At 68.6% G+C, this 17934-nt stretch carries 13 protein-coding genes and 1 tRNA gene; 5 read left to right on the plus strand and 9 right to left on the minus strand.

What is annotated here, in order from left to right; all coding sequences use genetic code 11:
- Positions 1–150: 150 nt before the first annotated feature.
- Both LT965_RS11070 and LT965_RS11075 read left to right on the plus strand, forming a co-directional pair.
- Entirely contained in the window at positions 151–2958 is a 2808-nt protein-coding gene (locus tag LT965_RS11070; protein WP_232700860.1) for a PEP/pyruvate-binding domain-containing protein, read from the plus strand.
- 160 nt (positions 2959–3118) lie between these two features.
- Positions 3119–3203, plus strand: a tRNA-Ser gene (locus LT965_RS11075).
- Between the two features lie 239 nt (positions 3204–3442).
- Here LT965_RS11075 and LT965_RS11080 read toward each other — a convergent pair.
- Together LT965_RS11080 and LT965_RS11085 are read right to left on the minus strand one after the other, a co-directional pair.
- Positions 3443–4969 (minus strand): 2-isopropylmalate synthase, encoded by a 1527-nt coding sequence (locus LT965_RS11080; RefSeq protein ID WP_232703582.1) that lies wholly within the window; start codon positions 4967–4969, stop codon positions 3443–3445.
- Between the two features lie 116 nt (positions 4970–5085).
- A complete protein-coding gene (locus LT965_RS11085) occupies positions 5086–5433 on the minus strand; it encodes a DUF192 domain-containing protein (RefSeq protein ID WP_232700861.1) in 348 nt (115 codons plus the stop codon).
- Between the two features lie 158 nt (positions 5434–5591).
- On the opposite strand from LT965_RS11085, the gene LT965_RS11090 reads away from it, so the two are divergent.
- From LT965_RS11090 to LT965_RS11100, 3 genes are all read left to right on the plus strand, one after another.
- On the plus strand, positions 5592–7646 hold the full coding sequence (locus LT965_RS11090) for an immune inhibitor A domain-containing protein (protein ID WP_232700862.1): 2055 nt from the start codon (positions 5592–5594) through the stop codon (positions 7644–7646).
- 140 nt (positions 7647–7786) lie between these two features.
- Positions 7787–8305, plus strand: coding sequence for a DUF7097 family protein (locus tag LT965_RS11095; protein WP_232700863.1), 519 nt, complete (start codon positions 7787–7789; stop codon positions 8303–8305).
- 84 nt (positions 8306–8389) lie between these two features.
- Entirely contained in the window at positions 8390–8830 is a 441-nt protein-coding gene (locus LT965_RS11100) for a VOC family protein (protein ID WP_232700864.1), read from the plus strand.
- 39 nt (positions 8831–8869) lie between these two features.
- Here LT965_RS11100 and LT965_RS11105 read toward each other — a convergent pair whose 3' ends face one another.
- The 7 genes from LT965_RS11105 to LT965_RS11135 form a co-directional block, all read right to left on the minus strand.
- Positions 8870–9586, minus strand: a complete 717-nt coding sequence (locus tag LT965_RS11105; RefSeq protein WP_232700865.1) for an ABC transporter ATP-binding protein — start codon at positions 9584–9586, stop codon at positions 8870–8872.
- Positions 9583–10359, minus strand: a complete 777-nt coding sequence (locus tag LT965_RS11110) for an ABC transporter ATP-binding protein (protein WP_349292029.1) — start codon at positions 10357–10359, stop codon at positions 9583–9585. Before LT965_RS11110 ends, LT965_RS11105 begins: the two co-directional genes overlap by 4 nt.
- On the minus strand, positions 10343–11743 hold the full coding sequence (locus LT965_RS11115) for a branched-chain amino acid ABC transporter permease (RefSeq protein ID WP_232700867.1): 1401 nt from the start codon (positions 11741–11743) through the stop codon (positions 10343–10345). The genes LT965_RS11110 and LT965_RS11115 overlap by 17 nt, the downstream gene beginning before the upstream one ends.
- On the minus strand, positions 11743–12945 hold the full coding sequence (locus LT965_RS11120; RefSeq protein ID WP_232700868.1) for a branched-chain amino acid ABC transporter permease: 1203 nt from the start codon (positions 12943–12945) through the stop codon (positions 11743–11745). Before LT965_RS11120 ends, LT965_RS11115 begins: the two co-directional genes overlap by 1 nt.
- A 61-nt stretch (positions 12946–13006) precedes the next feature.
- Positions 13007–14158: an MFS transporter gene (locus tag LT965_RS11125; protein ID WP_232700869.1), complete on the minus strand. Its 1152-nt coding sequence runs from the start codon at positions 14156–14158 to the stop codon at positions 13007–13009.
- A gap of 2 nt (positions 14159–14160) precedes the next feature.
- Complete coding sequence (locus LT965_RS11130; RefSeq protein WP_232700870.1) at positions 14161–15876, minus strand: hydantoinase B/oxoprolinase family protein; 1716 nt, start codon at positions 15874–15876, stop codon at positions 14161–14163.
- Entirely contained in the window at positions 15876–17933 is a 2058-nt protein-coding gene (locus tag LT965_RS11135) for a hydantoinase/oxoprolinase family protein (protein ID WP_232700871.1), read from the minus strand. The genes LT965_RS11130 and LT965_RS11135 overlap by 1 nt, the downstream gene beginning before the upstream one ends.
- Between the last annotated feature and the right edge of the window lies 1 nt (position 17934).

Raw genomic sequence — 17934 nt, forward strand, 5'->3', positions numbered from 1 at the left:
TGGGATACTCGTCCCGGAAGGAGGCTTATCTGGGTTCTGACTCGGAGAGAGCCTGTTAGCACGCTAATCTAGTGTCCAGTGTTGTCGTTGTGGCTTTGGTGAGCCGTAGCGTTATGCTTCCGTGACGCGTATCATTGTAGGATAGGACCGATGTCAGACCAGCCTAGGGGACAGTTCATCGTGTGGTTCGATGATCAGGAGGCGGAGGACCTCGGGGTCACTGGTGGGAAGGGGGCGAACCTGGCGGTGTTGGCGGGGGCGGGCCTGCCTGTGCCGCCGGGGTTTGTCATTACCACTGCCGCGTACCATGACCTTGTGACCGCACCGGGTATTCAGGCTGCTGTCGAGCGACTAGACGCGGTTGAGGCGAGTGACTCTGAAGGGCTCGCGGCAGGCGCGGCTGAGGTTCGCTCGCTTATTAGGGCCCGGACTTTTGACGCGGCTGTTGAGACGGCGGAGGCGGTGGCGTCGCTCGACGCAGACCGCTTTGCGGTTCGGTCGAGTGCAACTGCGGAGGACCTGCCGGGCGCGTCATTTGCCGGCCAGCACGAGACCTTCCTGGGAGTGCGAAGCGGCGACGTTCCGAACCGAGTTCGGGAGTGTATGGCCAGCCTGTTTACTGATCGGGCGGTGGCTTACCGGGCGCGTAATGGCGTTGAACACGCTAGCGTGGAGATGGCTGTCGTGGTTCAGCCGATGGTTGACGCGGCGGCCGCGGGCGTGCTTTTCACTGCTGATCCCGCGAGTGGGAATCGGCGGGTGGCTGCGGTCGATGCGAGCTATGGCTTAGGCGAGAGCGTGGTTAGTGGCGAGGTCACGCCGGACCACGCGCTCGTACACAGGGAGACTGGTGAGGTACAGGAGTATCGGGTCGGCACGAAGACGTTCGCGGTCGAGGTGGATAGGTCCGAGACCGGGGACGGAGTTTCGGGGGCGGACGGTGACGTCGAAGGGGCTGGCGATGTAGGTGAGTCCGAGAATGCTGGCCGGGACGCTGCGGAGAGCGGGACCAGGCGCGTCGAGGTCTCACCGGAGCGGCGGGACTCCCGCGTGCTCACCGACGAACAGTTGCGCACCCTGGTTGGCTTGGGCGAGCGGGCCGAGACGCTGCTGGAGGCGCCCCAGGACGTCGAGTGGGCGCTGGTGGACGGCAGGTTCGTCCTCCTGCAGTCTCGTCCAATCACGTCATTGTTCCCGGTCCCGTCGCCTGCACCCGAGGATGACCGCCTCCACGTCTACGTCAGTATGGGTCACATGCAGGCGATGCCGGAGGCGATGCCGCCACTGGTTCGGGATGTCTGGCGGACCTACACCGCTAACGCGTTCTCGACATTCGGGGTGGACGCGAACCTGACGGTCGAGGCCGGGGGTCGGGTTTACATCGACGTCACGCCGTTCTTGCGCCGGCCGGGCCTGCGGTCCTGGTTGGTTGGGCGAATTGCCGCGATTAACGACCCTATTTCGGCGGGTCTCGAGGACGTTGTCTCTAGGCGGCCGGAGGAGTTTGGGCCGGGCGACGTCACCCTGGGGTCACTCCCGGGGTACGCCGCGACGACCGGGCGACTGGCCGCGCTGCTCGGTCCTGCGCTGCCGCGTATCGCCTGGCACCTCTTGGGCGCGCTGGGCGGCCGGGAGCCACCTGTCGACGAGGAGACTTGGGCTCTGATTGGTGACATGTTCGTTGGCAGCGCTCAGGAAGCTCAGACTACCGAGGAGCGGGCCCGGGCCGTGTTTGAGCCCCTGGATTTCGGGGAGTTCTTCCGGGAGGTCTATCCCCGGCTCAGCCCGCTGTTTCTCGCATTCGGGCTTGGTGGCTGGCTCATGCGGACGTTCCCGGACAATCCCGAGGACGTGAATGCGGTCGGTCGTGGGTTCGAACGCGATGTGGTGACTCGCATCAACCTCGGCCTGGGTGACTTGGCTGACGTCGCCAGGGCGCACCCGTCGGTTGCGACGGCCCTCCGGGAGGGCGTCTCGCTCGCGGATTTGATGGGTGTGGAGGGCGGTGAGGCGTTTTGTGCGGCGTTCGAGGACTTCCTGGATGAGTTCGGCCACCGGGCCACGGGCGAGATCGATCTCAGTCGGCCGCGCTGGCGGGAGGATCCGTCTGTGGTCCTCGCGGTGGTCCGGGCGAATCTGGCGGTGGAGAGGCGGGGCGAGCATCGCGATAGAATCCGGGGGCTCGTTGAGGAGGCAGAGGCGGCCGCGTCGCGTTTGGAGGCGCGGGCCGACTATGGACTGTTTGGCCCGCTTCGTCGCCGGTACGTCCGTTGGCTGATCCGGACGTACCGCGAGACGGTCTACCTCCGGGAGTACCCCAAGCAGGAGGCTGCTCGGGCATTCACGGCCTGGCGGGATGCGCTACTGGACGCCGGTGACCAACTTGTAGATGAAGGCTCCCTGGACCGTCGGGAGGATGTCTGGTTCCTACGCCGGGACGAACTCGTCGAGGCGTTGGACGGCGCGGATGCGGGGGAGGGTGACGGTGTGGCCGTGGACGTTGCGGGTCGTAGGCGGGAGCATGATCGAAATGCAAGTTTGGTCGCTCCGCCCGTGTTGACGAGTGAGGGCGAGACCGTTCGTGGGGGGCGGAAGCGAGAGGTGGCCTCCGAGTCGACTCTGGTCGGAACTGGTGTCTCGGACGGCGTGGTCGAGGGGGTGGCGAGGGTTGTCCGAGATCCGGCGGTTGAGACGGTTGAGCGGGGTGAAATACTCGTGGCGCCCTCAACTGACCCGGGGTGGACGCCGCTGTTTTTGAACGCTGCGGGCCTGGTATCGGAGGTCGGCGGGCACGTCAGTCACGGCGCACTGGTTGCCAGGGAGTACGGCCTCCCTGCGGTTGTCTCTGTGGCCGACGCTACGACGCGGATTCAAACTGGCGACCGGCTCCGAATTGACGGGGGCCGCGGAACGGTCGAACTCCTGGATGTGTCGGAGGGGTCTGAGAACGCGGGGTAGACTGGCGCGCTCACGAATAGTGGGAGTAACCTCGATCTCCCGCGCTGGTGACGTGCATGCCGGACTCCAACAACCCACTCCGTTTAGCGCTATTGGTTGACACGATAGCTGTTTGTAGAACCGAAACCACTAAATCCGAACACGGCGACGTTTTGCATGAGCCGAGGTAGCCTAGCCTGGCCAAGGCGGTTGCCTCGAAAGCAACTGTCCACACGGACTCAGGAGTTCAAATCTCCTCCTCGGCGCTTTTCAGGAACCAAACCGACCAGCGACGGCTGTGTCGCTGGTCGTGCGGGTAGGTAAACGCCGTGAGGAGTTTGAACCCTGCAAGACGCAGCGCGAACGCGAGTGAGTGACCGTCTTGCTCCGGTTCAACTCTCCATCTCCTCCTCGGCGCTTCATTACTGCCTCACCGCAGAGCGACGCGTGTGTTGCTCTGCATGCGGTGAAACGAACGCCGTGGGGTGTTCGAACGCAGTCGCCGTCAGTCCGCGACGGCCTCCGTTGCTCTCTCCGGCAGCAGTCGGTTGAGCGCGTCCACGACGGCGGTGACGCTGGCGCTGGTGATGTCGCTGTCGCTGGCGTCGACGGATACCGAGCGGTCGCCGCGCGTGACGGTGACGTGGACGGTGACGACGGCGTCGGTGCCGCCCGTGATGGCGTCGACGTGGTAGTCCTCGAGGTGGAAGGTGACGTCGCCGAGTGCCTCGCGGACGGCGGCTATCGCGGCGTCGACGGGGCCGCTTCCGGTGCCGGCGGCGGTGTGCTCTTCGCCGTCGACGCGGAGGCGGACGGACGCGGTGGGGGTGCCGCCGCCGCTCGCTGCGGTGAGGTCACACACTTCCACGCGGCGCTCCCGGTCGCCGGTGCGGCCGGTGACGTCGTCGGCGATGGCGAGCAGGTCGGCGTCCGTGACGCGCTTCCCGCGCTCGCCGAGTTCGTTCACGCGCTCCACGATGGTCGCGAGGTCGTCGGCAGCGACGTCGACGTCGTGTTCGCCTAAGGCGGCTTTCACACCGGCGCGGCCGGCGTGTTTCCCGAGGACGAGGCGGCGCTCGCGGCCGACCCGCTCGGGCGGGTACGGCTCGTACATGCGGTCGTCCTTGAGCGTGCCGTCGGTGTGGATGCCGGACTCGTGGGCGAACGCGTTCTCACCGCAGACAGCCTTGTTCGGTGGGAGCGGGACGCCTGTCGCCTCGCTGACGGTCGCGGCGAGGTCGTAGAGCCGTTCGGTGTCCACGGTGTCGACGTCGTAGCAGTGGTCGAACGCGATGGCGACCTCCTCGAGCGCGACGTTGCCCGCGCGCTCTCCGATGCCGTTGACGGTGGCGTGGACGAGGTCCGCGCCGGCACCGACACCCGCGAGCGCGTTCGTCATTGCGAGCCCGAGGTCGTCGTGGGTGTGCACGCTCACCGGGCCGTGCTGTGCGGCGCGGGCGACGCCCTCGCGGACTGCCTCGGGGCTGGCGTGGCCGACGGTGTCTGCGAAGCAGAACCGGTCGGCGCCGGCCTCGTTGGCGGTCTCGGCGAGTCGTTCGAGGAACCCGAAGTCGGCACGTGAGCCGTCCTCGCCGATGACCTCGACCCAGAGGCCGTGGTCGGTCGCGTACTCTACGAGTTCCCGGGTCGTGGTGAGCACGTCCTCGCGGGTTGTGCCGACCTTCCCTTCGACGTGGCGGTCGCTGGCGGGGACGACGAGGTTGACGCCGTCGACGTCGCAGTCGAGGGCGAGTTCGACGTCACGCCGGACGCCGCGGCAGAAGCTGGTGATCGTCGCGTCCAGGTCGAGCTCGGTGACTCGTCGGATGGTCTCGCGTTCGCCGGCGCTCGTGCAGGCGCTGCCCGCTTCGACGACGGCGATGCCGGCCGCGTCGAGTTTGCGGGCGACGGTGGCCTTCTGGTCGCCAGTCAACGACACGCCGGGGGCTTGCTCGCCGTCCCGGAGCGTGGTGTCGAGAAGTGATACGTCTGCGTCGGCTGGTTCAGTGGTGCCGGAGAATTTCGCGTCCAGCCGCCGTGAGGCGACTTCGTCTATCCTCCGTGCCGGTGTGGTCCGACATGGTGTACGCTACCTTCGACTCGCGGCCACGTCAACCTGTGGGGCGTGGTAGGTATTGCCAGCGCGGTTCAGTCAGCGACGAAGAGGCGGTCGCCGACTGCGACGTCGGCGGCGGCGCCGGCGGGCAGTTCGACGAGCGTGTCACAGCGCGCTTCGCCGCGGCCGGTCCACGCCGAGAGCCGTTTCACCTGCTGGACTTCGCCGTTCTCGACCCACACTGCGTCGATGTCGAAGGGGACGAACACCATGTGGGCGTCGCGAGAGGCGGCGGCGTCGAACGGGAAGACGAGCGCGTAGTCCTGGGGGATCGACGTGTGGAACATCAGACCGAGGGTCTGGGAGAGCAGCGAGTCGGCGGTGTCCACGTTGTGGGCGAGGGTTCTGGACTCGCCGTTGCGTTCGTGGCAGAGATGCACAGGACCGTGTTCGCCGCTGGTGCGTTAAGCGTTGCGCCGCCGCGCGTTTGTTTCGTGATATCCGCGCGATACGAGCCAATTATTCAATCTTTACTAGAAAAATATTAAGAAGATTCACGGCGATTACTGCCGTGGGGATTCGCGTGAGAGCCCTACTCATGACAGCCGTACTCGTAGTCGCATCGCTCGCGGCCGGAGTCGGGACCGCCGCAGCGGCCCCGGCCCCGGACGCGAACCAAGGCACGGCCCCGGCGGTGGCGCCGGAGCCGACGGCGGAGAACAACTCGACCGACGGCTACCGTGCGGTCGAACCGTCGCAGAACTGGACGGACAAACCGGTCCTGGAGACGGAGATCTCGGCGGACGGCGAGTCGGCGTCCGACTCCGGGTCGGGTGGGGCGCAGTCCACGGACGGGATGACCCGACAGTTCCTCACCTCCGGGCCCGAGGGGTACACGCTGACGACCTTCGAACTCCGCGAGGTCGGAGACAACGTCGAGGTGTGGGTCGCGACCGATCTCTCGTGGGGTGTCCCGGGCGACCGTGAGACGCCCTCGATCAGCGACCGGCAGGCCGAGCACATCGCCGAGGAGTTCGACGAGAACATCTACCCGACGGAGTCCGAGGTGTTCGGAACGCCGGACGCGCGGGACGGTGAGGACGCCCTGCTCGGTCCGTCGGGCTACTACAACACCACGGCTGACGCGGGTAACAAGACGGTGCTGCTCGTGCAGAACATCCGGGACGAGAACTTCTACAACCCGGACTACCCGCTGTACATCGCGGGGTACTACTCGCCGACCGTCCAGCAGTATTCCGACCGGAACGTCATCAACGTCGACGCCTACGGCTGGTCGAACGTGACCGAGGAGTCCCCGAACGTCGGGTACGAGGGGACGCTCGCTCACGAGTACCAGCACCTCATCCATGCCGACCTCGACAGTGACGAGACGACGTGGGTGAACGAGGGGATGTCGGACTACGCCGAGGTCGTCACCGGTTACGGAACGCCCGAGGGCCACCTCTCGGCGTACGAGTCGATGCCCTCGAACTCCTTGACGAACTGGGAGGACCAGGGTGCGATCAACGTCCTCGCGGACTACGGGGTCGCGTACGCGTGGACGCAGTACGTCGCCGACCGCTACGGTCAGTCGTTCGTCAGTAACCTCGCGAAAGAGGAGAAGAACGGTATCGAGGGCGTCGAGGCGACGCTCGATGAGGTCGGCGCTGATACCGACTTCGACGGTCTCTACCAGGACTTCTCGACGGCCGTCGTGACCGACCGCCTCGGGAACCCGCTGAAAGACCAGTTCAAGTTCGACAGCCTCGACGTCGGCGTGAACACGTCGACGGACGTGGGGACGGCGGGCGTCTGGGGCACGAACTACCGGACGATAGACACCGCGGAGACGGGCCCGATCACGGACGTCACCGTCTCGGGAACTGACTTCACGGAGACCGAGTGGTCGACGGCGACCGACCCGGTCACCGGTGAGGGCGAGGTGCTGTACAGTGGGTCAGGTAACCTGCTGAATCGCCACGCCATCGTCGAGACGAACCTCTCCGGGACGGAGAATCCGACTCTGTCGTTCGACTCCTTCCAGCGCATCGAGTCGAATTGGGACTACGGCTTCGTCCAGGTGTCGACCGACGGCGGCGAGACGTGGGAGAGCCTCGCCAACGAGCACACGGACGACTCGGCGGCCGACGGCGCCCACCCTCGGGTGCAGGCGAACCTCCCCGGGCTGACAGGGGACACCGACGGCTGGGAGTCCCAGTCGTTCGACCTCTCGGCCTACGAGGGTAACGAGAGCGTGCTGGTCTCCTTCCGGTACGTTACGGACTGGGCGGTCACGCAGCCCGGCTGGTGGGTGAAGGACGTCACCGTGGCCGGCGAGTCCGTCGAGACGGACTCCGTCGAGCCCTACCAGAGCCTCCGGGAGGCGACCGGTGACAACGTTGAGTACCAGTTCACGTTCGTCGGCGTGAAGCACAACGGCAACTACCAGGTCAAACAGCTCGACACGCGGACCTTCGACGACTCTGGCGAGGAGGAACTGAAGCAGTTCCTCCACAACGGCAACTTCGAGCGAGTCGTCGTCGCGAGCACGTGGGCGGGTGACTCCGGCGAGTCGGGCCGCGTGCCCGTCGGCGTCGAGTTCGAGTTCGCCAGCGAGAACGGGAACGACGGTGACGGGAACGGCCAGGGCTGACGCCTCGCGCCCTCCCGTTTCGACGTTCGCCGACACAGAACCTCCTTTTTCGCGTCGACGCCAGGAGCGACCGCCGTGGCGGGGGCGCTTCCGTGGCTGGACGGTAACGTTCAACCGGGTCGAGTGCGTTCACGTCGACGATGAAGAAGACGCCGACCGGCACCGCCGTTGGGGTGGAGGACCCCTACGACCACGCCGGCGTCTGCGACCACGTCACTGGCGACGGGAAGTGCCGGTACGCCTTCGAGCACGGCGAGCACGACCCGGAGTTCGCGGCCGAGCGCCGCGCCGGGGAGTTCGCCTGTCCGGTCGCCGAGGACGAGTGGGAGTGGGCGGACTGCCCGCACTACCGCTGTCGCCAGCACGACCGGGAGTGCGCGCGCTGTGGCCTCGAGGAGCGCCGGCAGGCCCACGCCGACGAGCGCCCGCTGCTCGAGGAGCACCACCTCGCGTACGACGACGCCGAGGACGTTGGCCACGAGATTACGGTGTTCCTCTGTCGGTGGTGTCACGCGAAGGTCCACGGCTCGTGGGCGCGCATCGACGACGACGTCAACCCGGACCCGGAGGCCATCGCGGCCGCGGAGGGCAGGCGTAGCGCCGAGCAGTCCGAACTCTCCTTCGAGTCGGCGGCCGAGCGCTTCGACGGAGAGGACTGACTGGGAGGTGAGGACTGATCGATGGGTGCGGGCGCGGGTCGCTGCCACCCGGAGAGCTAACTGTCGAAGCGTTCTACGTGACGTATGAACGAGGACACGCCGTACCACCTCGGTCACGTCCACCTGAAGGTCCGCGATCTCGGCCGTGCCGTCGCGTTCTACCGCGCGGTCTTCGAACTCGACGTGAACGAGTCGGAGGGCCGGTTCGCGTTCCTCACGTGGGGCGACCACCACCACGACGTCGCCCTGCAGGCGGTCGGTGAGGACGCCCCGGACTCGGGCCGGGGCGTCGGTCTCTACCACGCCGCTATCGAGGTGGACTCCGAGGACGCGCTGGGCGACGTCTACGATCGCCTCGCCGAGCGGGACGTCCCCGTGACGCCCGTCGACCACGGCATCAGCAAGGCGCTGTACTTCTCGGACCCCGCGGGGAACGGCCTGGAGGCGTACGTGGACACCCGCGACGAGCGCGACCGGTCGGCGTGGGGCGGGGAGAATCGGCGCTTCGACCCGACGGCGCTGTAGCCGGCCGACCGCTGGCCAACCGACCGGTGGCCGCCGAGACTACCCGCCGAGGAATCGCTGGCGGACCTCCTGATTGTCGAGCAACTCCCGCCCGGGGCCGTCGTAGGCGTTCTCGCCGTTGACGAGCACGTAGCCGCGGTCGCAGCGCCGAAGTGCTTCTTTGGCGTTCTGCTCGACCATCAGGACGGCCGTGCCGCCGTCGTTGATCTCGTCGATGCGGTCGAAGAGGTCGTCGACGAGGTCCGGTGCGAGGCCCGCGGAGGGTTCGTCGAGCAGCAGCAGGTCGGGGTCGCTCATCAGCGCCGCACCCATCGCGAGCATCTGGCGCTGCCCGCCGGACATTGTGCCGGCGCGTTGCTGCTGGCGCTCCTCGAGGATGGGGAAGTAGTCGAACACCATCTCGAGGGTCTCCTGTGGGAACTCGTCCTCGGTGAACACGCCCATCTCGAGGTTCTCGCGGACCGTGAGGCTCGTGAAGATGTTCCCCGACTGGGGGACGTAGGTGATGCCGTGGTCGATGATCTCCGAGGATTCGGCGTCGTGGATGGGGTCCCCGCGGAACGCGATGGTCCCGTCCATGTACGTCGTCAGCCCGAAGACGGACTTCATCGCGGTGGACTTCCCCGCGCCGTTCGGCCCGACGATGGTGACGTACTCGCCGTCGTCGACCCGGAGGTCGACGTCGGTGAGGATCTGGAGGTCGCCGTAGCCGGCGTCCAGGGAGGCGAGTTCGAGCAGTGGCGTGCGGTCGCTCACTGCGCCTCACCCCCGAGGTACGCCTCGACGACGCGTTCGTCCGACCGCACCGCCTCGGGGTCGCCCGAGGTGAGTACGGCGCCCTGATGCATCACGATGACCTCCTGGCAGTACTCCATGATGACGTCGATGTCGTGTTCGATGAAGAGGAACGAGTAGCCCTCGGCCTCCAGCTGCTGGATGTGCTCGAGGATCTTGTTCTCCAGCGTCGGGTTGACGCCGGCGAGCGGTTCGTCGAGCAACACGAGGTCGGGTTCGGTGAGCAGCGCCCGCGCGAGTTCGAGGAGTTTGCGCTGGCCGCCCGAGAGCTCGCCGGCGGCCGCGTCGAGCAGGTGGTCGATCTCGAGGCGTTCGGCCATCTCGACCGCGCGCCGCTGGGCCTCCCGTTCGTCGGCGTAGTAGTCGCCGCCGCGGGTCCACGTTGTGACGAGGTGCTCGCCGCTCTGGTGTTTCGGCGCGAGCGCGAGGTTCTCCCGGACGGTCATCTCGGGGAGTTCGCGGGGAATCTGGAACGTCCGCACGAGTCCGCGCTCGGCGACGGCCGGCGGGCGTTCGTCGGTGATGTCCTCGCCGCGGAAGCGGACGGTGCCGCCGTGCGGTTCGAGGAAGCCGGTGATGCAGTCGAACATCGTCGACTTCCCGGCGCCGTTCGGTCCGATGAGGCCCGTGATGCCGGGCTCCACGTCGAAGGTCGCGCCGTCGAGGGCGGTGATGCCGCCGAAGTACCGCTCGACGTCCCGCACTTCGAGGATGGGGTCAGTCACTGCGACCACCCCCGGGCGCGACGCCGGTGTCGTAGGTCTGCCGGCCGAGCAGTCCCTCCGAGCGGTAGTAGAGGATGACGATGAGCAGCGCGCCGATGACCATCAGGCGGATCGCCGCGAGCTGCGTCGCGTACTCCGCGGGGAAGAAGTCGTTGAGGAACCGCGTGCCCGTGTACAGCGTCCAGAACACGAGCGTCCCCAGGACGACCCCGAGGTTGTTGGCGGTGCCACCGATGATGACCGCGGTGAACGCGAAGAACGTGATCTCGGCGGTGAACTGCGAGGGGTCGATGAAGCCGATCTGGGTCGCCCAGAGGCCGCCGGCCGCACCGGCCAGCGCCGACCCGAACATCATGCTCTGGACCTTGTACCGGAACGTCCGCTTGCCAAGCGCCTCCGGGACGCTCTCGTCCTCGCGGATGGACCGGAGGACGCGCCCGTAGGGGCTGTTGACGGTGCGTTCGCACCACCAGTACGCGAGGCCGAGGAAGCCGACGCTCACGAGGAGGACGAACCGGCCGTAGGTGAACCCCCCGGCGTCGCCGACAGTCGGGTCGAACAGCCAGACCAGGCTGGCGAGCATGCCGGAGGGGCCGACGGTGAGCAGGGGCGTGAGGAAGTACCAGACGCCGAACAGCACGGCCGCGAACAGCGCGAGCGGCCGGCCGAAACTGTCGCCCGCGCGGATGCCCCGGGCGAGCACCCAGATGCCTACCGCGGCGACGAGCGGGCCGACGAGTACGAGTGCGCCGCCGAGCGTGGCGATGCCGAGGCCCGCCGCGACCAGCACCACTGCGCCGACCGCGTACAGCGCTGCGCGGCGGTTGACGGGCCGGACGTACCGGACCACCCGGTAGCCGAGGTAGCCGAGGACGACCACCGACAGCAGCCCGAACACCGCGAAGTTGACGAGGAAGCTCCCCAGGGAGACCGGGAACACCCCCTCCATCGGGGCGTAGACGTCGCGGACGCCGAACGGGCCGTTGAACAGCCAGCGTTCGTCGTTGACGACGGCGTGGAAGATGGTGGCGACGCCGAGGGCGGTGATGGCGAGGTAGTCCTCGCGCAACCGCAGCGTCGGCACGCCGACGACCAGCGAGACGAGCGCCGCGGCGACCATCGCGGCGGCGAGTGCGAGCAGCCAGCCGAGCAGTCCCCCGAGCGGGAGCGCGGACAGCAGTTCGGGGAGGCCGAATCCGCCGATGCCCTGGTAGCCCGAGGTGCCAGGGGGGATGGTGAGCACGACGGTGACGTAGGCGCCCACCAGGAAGTAGAGGACGTGGCCGAAGTCGACCAGCCCCGTGAAGCCGAACTTGATGTTCAGCCCGAGGCCGAACAGCGTGTAGATGCTGACGACCGTCAGGAGGCTGACGAGGAAGTCCGCGAGCGCCATCAGGCGTCACCCCACAGGCCCTCGGGCTTGACGAGCAGGACGGCCACGAGGATGACGAACGCGATGGCGGTGCGGTAGGTGGCGAACCCGGCCGGCAGCAGGTAGACGCCGACGTCCATGCTGATGCCGATGAGGAGGCCGCCGAGTGCGGCCCCGTAGGGTGAGTCGATGCCGCCGACGATGACCGCGGCGAACACGGGTAACAGGAGGTTGAACCCCATGTTCGGGTTGAGGTTCGAGGCGTACCAGCCCAGGAGGATGCCCGCGATGGCCGCGAGCACGGCTGCGAGCACCCAGACGACGAGCTGGACGCGGTCGATGTCGACGCCGCGGACCCGCGCGAGCGCCTGGTCGTCGGCGGTCGCCCGCATCGCGCGGCCGGTCTTCGTTCGCTTGAGCACGTAGTTCATGCAGAGCATAGTCGCGATCATCACGACGATGATGATGCCGTACTTCCGACTGAAGCCGATCCGCGTGCTGGCGATGGCATCGGAGACGGCCATCGGTGCGCCGCGGGCGAGCAGTGCGGTCGCCGCGAGTGCGACGCCGGCGCTGGCGACGCCCCAGATCCACGGGCTGACGAAGTGCACCTTCTCGAAGCCCTCGTCGGTCGTGCGCCAGCGGTAGACGGCGACGCCGACGGCGACGGCGACGAGGAGGATGGCGACGACGACGGGCCAGCCGTACGCCCACGCGTCGAGGGTCTCGAGTGCGCCGGCGGCGCGCTGGTTGACCTCGACGGCGACCCCCTGGCCGGTGAGGTAGAGGTCGGCGTTGAAGTCGACCCGGGTGACGGTGTCGTAGGTGACGTTCTTCGAGCCGACGAGGAACAACACGAGGTTCCGGAGCACGAGTGCGAGCCCCAGCGAGACGATGACCATCGTGATGAGGTCGGCGTCCTTCCCCCGGAACTGCTTGAAGACGGCCTTCTCGTAGACGCCGCCGAGGACGCCAGCGAGCACGACGGCGCCGACTGCGGCGGCGGCGAACGGGAGCACGACCGCACTCGGTACGAGCGCGAGTTCGCCCGGGTTGTTCATCGCCAGCGCGAGGTAGGCGCCGACGGTGAGCATGTCGCCGTGCGCGAAGTTCGGCACTTCGGCGATGCTGTAGACGAGCGAGAGGCCGAGCGCGCCGGCAGCGATGATGCCGCCGGTCACGATGCCCTGCAACAGCGCGTTGACGATGCCTGTCTCTACCATGGTGTCCCCCCGGCCGTGTGGCGGTTCGACCGGTGTCTACTCGGGGGTGTGTGCTGTGTTGTCATATCGTTTTGGTCGGGCTGGACGTGGCGGTCGCGCTCACGGCGAGCGCCGCGAGGCCGAGCAGGACGGCGAGCAGGACGAAGACGGCGCCGTAGCCACCCGTCGTCGTGCGGACGACCCCGGTCAGCGTCGGGAGCACGACTGCGGCGACGTTGCCGGCGGCGACGACCACCGCCAGCGCCGCGCCCTGGTGTGGCGTGGCGGTCGCGGCGAGGTTGAACACCGCGCCGAACGGCAGCGAGACGGCGACCATCGCGACGAGCGGGAACGCGAGTGCGACGAGGCGCACGTCCACCGTCAACGCGAGGAACGACGCGGCGCCGACGACGGTGGTCGCGCGGACGACGCGCTCGTCTGACAGCGACCAGCGCCCGGCGACGGTGCCGCCCGCCGCCCGGCCGAACGTCGCCATCGCGAGGACGGCCGCGTTCAGTGGTCCCGTCACGCCGAAGTCCCCGAAGTACGCCGTGACGAACGTCGAGAGCGTGATGTACCCCGCGATGATGGCGACGTAGCAGAACGCGGCGACGAGCACCGTGCGGTTCCCGAGCACGGTCCGCAGCGGCGGTCCGCCGCCGTGCTCGCCCGCGGTCCAGGTCGCGTGCCGGTACGGCCAGAGGGCGACGACCGCGGGCACGGCCAGCAGCGCGCCGAGCGCGTGGATGCCGAAGCCGCCGGTCGTCGCGACGATGGGTTCCGCGAGCAGGAAGCCGACGGCTGCGCCCAGCGTGAGCATGCCGCCGTAGACGCCCTGCTGGCGGGTCGCCTCGGCGCCGTCGTAGAGCCGCGCGATGTGCGTCGCGCCGACGCTCAACACGAGGCCGCCCGCGAGGCCCCAGACGGTCCGCATCACGAGCGCTCCCGCGAGCGTGGTCGTGAGGTCGAGGACGACGGCGGCCGCGGCGTGGGCGGCGAGCAGACCGAGTAAGACCTGCGTGGTCGTCCACCGGGAGACGAGGCGGTCGGCGACGCCCTGCGCGAAGACGAACGAGACGAGCGCCGCGCTCATCAGCAGACCGACGGCGGTCAGCCCGGCGTCGTAGCGCGCGGCGACGTAGCCGGGCACCGCCGAGTAGGTGAACGTCACGTAGCCGACGGTGAACACCGCGAGGTGCGGCGCGAACCGGAGCCGACGGGGCTCGCTCGACATCGTCAGTCACCGTCCGTCTCCTCCTCGACTGGGTCGACGTCGTGGTGGTCGCGGGCGTACGCCCGGGTGATCTTCCCGAGCCGGTAGTCCCGCAGGACGGCCGCGGGGTCGCGGTCGGTCGGGTCGCCGAAGCCGCCCGCGCCCGGCGTCCGGACGCTCACGACGGAACCGGGGTCGAGGTCGTGGACGGACTTCTGAGCGAGTCGCTCGCCCTCGTCGCCGTCGTCGTACGCCTCGCTATCAAAGTGGTAGGCGGCGCCCCGGCCGCCCGACTCGCCGCCGGCCAGACCGTACGGGGCGTGCTGGTGGCGCTCGGCGAGCAGGCTGAAGCGCGCGGTGTGCTCGCGCACCTCGATGTCCCGCTGGAGGCCGAGGCCGCCGCGGAACTCGCCGGCACCCCCGGAGTCGGGGCGGTAGGCGTAGCGGCGCACCCGCAGCGGGTAGGCCGTCTCCAGCACCTCGGCGGGCGTGTTCATCGTGTTGGACATGTGGACGTGGACGCCGTCCATGCCGTCCTTGCCCGTGCGACCGCCGAAACCGCCGCCCTGGGTCTCGTAGAACGCGTACGGCGTGTCGTCCCGGGGGTCGGTGCCGCCGAACGTGATGTTGTTCATCGTCCCCTGCCCGGCGGCGGTGACGCGCTCGGGCGCCTCCGTGCCGAACGCGCCGAGCACCACGTCGGTCACGCGCTGTGACGTCTCGAGATTGCCGCCGACGACGGCGGCCGGCGGGTTCGGGTCGACGATGCTCCCGTCGGGCGTGTCGATGTCGATGGGGCGGTAGCAGCCGTGGTTCGGCGGGATGTCCGGGTCCGTCACGCAGCGGATGGCGTAGTACGTCGCGGAGGACGTCACCGCCAGCACGGCGTTGATGGGGCCCTCGGTCTGGTCGGCGGTGCCCGCGAAGTCGACGTGGACGCTGTCGCCCTCGACGGTGACGGCGACCTTCACGGGGAGGTCGGTGTTCCCGCGGCCGTCGTCGTCAAGGACGTCCTCGAACGTGTACGTGCCGTCGGGGAACGCCTCCAGTTCCGCGCGCATCCGGCGCTCGGAGTAGTCCTTGATCTCGTCGAACGCCGCGTCGAGTTCGTCGACGCCGTACTTCGCGACGAGTTCGTGGACGCGCTCGCGGGCCGTCTCGTTGGCGGCCTCCTGGGCGCGCAGGTCCCCGCGGCGCTCGTCGGGCGTGCGGACGTTCAGGAGGATCATCTCCATCACGTCGTCGACCACCTCGCCGCCCGCGAACAGCTTCACGGGCGGGATGCGCAGCCCCTCCTGGTAGATTTCGGTGGAGTCCGCGGCCACGGAGCCGGCGGTCGACCCGCCGATGTCGGCGTGGTGCGCGCGGTTCGCAGCGTACGCGACGAGCGTCGGGTCCTCGGCTTCGGGGTCCGCGTAGATGGGCGAGACGAGTGTGAGGTCCGGGAGGTGCGCGCCCCCGCGGAACGGGTCGTTGAGGAGGACGGCGTCGCCGGGTTCGAGGTCGCCGGCGAACTCCTTGACGGCGGCCGCGACGGAGAACGGCATCGCGCCCAGGTGGACGGGCATGTTCTCGGCCTGCGAGATCATCTCGCCGTCGGCGTCGAACAGCGCACACGAGCAGTCCCGTCGCTCCTTGATGTTCGGCGAGTAGCCGGTGCGGATGAGGTTCGCGTTCATCTCCTCGGCGATGGCGACACAGCCGTTGCGGATGACCTCCAGGGTGACCGAGTCGACCATCAGCGACCACCCCCGGTCTCGACGACGAGGTTCCCGTAGTCGTCGACCTCGGCGGTCTGGCCGGGGTGGACGACGACGGTGCTCTCCTTGCCCTCGACGACAGCCGGCCCGTCGAAGGTCGCGTCCGCGGGCAGCGTCTCGCGGTCGTATATCTCCGTGTCGTGGGGCTCTCCGTCGTAGGTCACGGTGCGGACCTCGCGGATGGCGTCCGCGACGGATCCCTCGGTGGTCGGCGGTGCGAGTTCCGGCGTGTCGACGAGGCCGCGGGCGCGCAGGCGCAGGGTGACGAGTTCGACCGGTTCGTCGGGGTCGGCGTGGCCGTAGCGGCGCTCGTGGCGCTCGTGGAACCGCTCGACGACGGTGTCGAGGGTGGCATCGTCGACTTCGCCGTCGGGAACTGGCACCGAGATCTCGAAGGACTGGCCGACGTAGCGGAGGTCGGCGGTGCGGTCGAAGCGGCGGTCGGCGGGCGCGACGTCCTCCTCGGCGAGGCGCTGTTCGCCCTGCTCGTGGAGGTCCGCGAACGTCTCGGTGAGCGTCGCGGGCGACAGTTCGCTCCACTGGCGGACGCGGGAGACGCTGTAGTCGTACAGTACGTCGCTGATGAGCAGGCCGAGCGCGGAGAGCACGCCCGCGGTCTGCGGGACGATGACCTTCGGGATGTCGAGGTCGGCGGCGAGCCGGCAGGCGTGCAGCGGGCCGGCGCCGCCGAACGCGACGAGCGCGAAGTCACGCGGGTCGTAGCCGCGTTCGACGGAGACGACGCGGAGCGCTCGCTGCATGTTCGCGTTCGCCACGTCGAGGACGCCCTGTGCGGCCTCCTGTGGGTCCATGCCGAGTTCGTCGCCGAGTCGCTCGTCGAAGGCGTCCCGGACGTCGCCGACCTCGACGTCGAGTTCCCCCGAGAGGAAGCGGTCGGGGTCGAGGCGCCCGAGGAGCAGGTGGGCGTCCGTCGTCGTGGGTTCGGTGCCGCCGCGGCCGTAGGAGATGGGGCCGGGGTCGGCGCCCGCCGAGCGCGGGCCGACGCGGAGCGCGCCGCCCTCGTCCACCCACGCGATGGAGCCGCCGCCGGCGCCGACCGTGTGGATGTCGATCATCGGGACGCCGACGGCGTAGTCGCCGACGGTGACGTCCGTCGAGACGAGCGGTTCGCCGCCCTGCACGAGCGAGACGTCGCAGGACGTGCCGCCCATGTCCATCGTGATGATGTCCTCGACGCCGCAGCGCTCGGCGACGTAGGTAGCGCCCTGGACGCCGCCGGCGGGCCCGGAGAGGAGGGTGTTGACCGGGCGCCCGCGTGCGGCGTCGGCGGTGATGAGGCCGCCGTTGGACTGCATGATCTTCAGCTCCGCGCCCACGTCGTAGTCGCGGACGTGCGATTCGAGGTTGCCGATGTAGCTGTCCATGACGGGTTTGAGTGCGGCGTTCAGCGCCGTCGTCAGCGTGCGCTCGTACTCGCGGATCTCCGGGAGTACGTCACTGGACAGCGAGTAGGAGACGTTGAGGCCGGCCTCGCGGAGTAGTTCGGCGACGCGGACCTCGTGGTCGTCGTTCTCGAAGGCGAACAAGAGGGAGATGGCGACGCTGTCGACGCCGCTGTCGGCGATGGTGTCGGCGAGGTCGCTCGCGCGGTCCTCGTCGAGGTCACGCAGTACGTTCCCGCGCTCGTCGAGGCGACCCGGGACCTCGAAGCGGCGGTCGCGGGGGACGATGGGTGCCGGTTTTTCGGCGTCGAAGTCGTAGATGTCTGGGCGGTTCTGGCGCGCGATCTCGAGGACGTCGCGGAACCCCTCGGTGGTGACGAGCGCGGTGTCCGCCCACGTCCCCTCGAGGACGGCGTTCGTCGCCACCGTGGTGCCGTGGCTGAGGAAGCCGACGTCGTCGAAGGCGAACGAGGCTTCCCCGCGGCTCTTCTCCAGGCCGTTGACGACGCCCTCTTCGGGCGCGCCCGGCGTCGACGGCGTCTTGGTCACGTGGACGTCGCCGTCGCGGACGGTGACGATGTCCGTGAACGTGCCGCCGATGTCGACGCCGATTCGCACGTCGTCCGTGCTCACG

Source organism: Halobacterium wangiae, from assembly GCF_021249345.1.
GTDB lineage: Archaea > Halobacteriota > Halobacteria > Halobacteriales > Halobacteriaceae > Halobacterium > Halobacterium wangiae.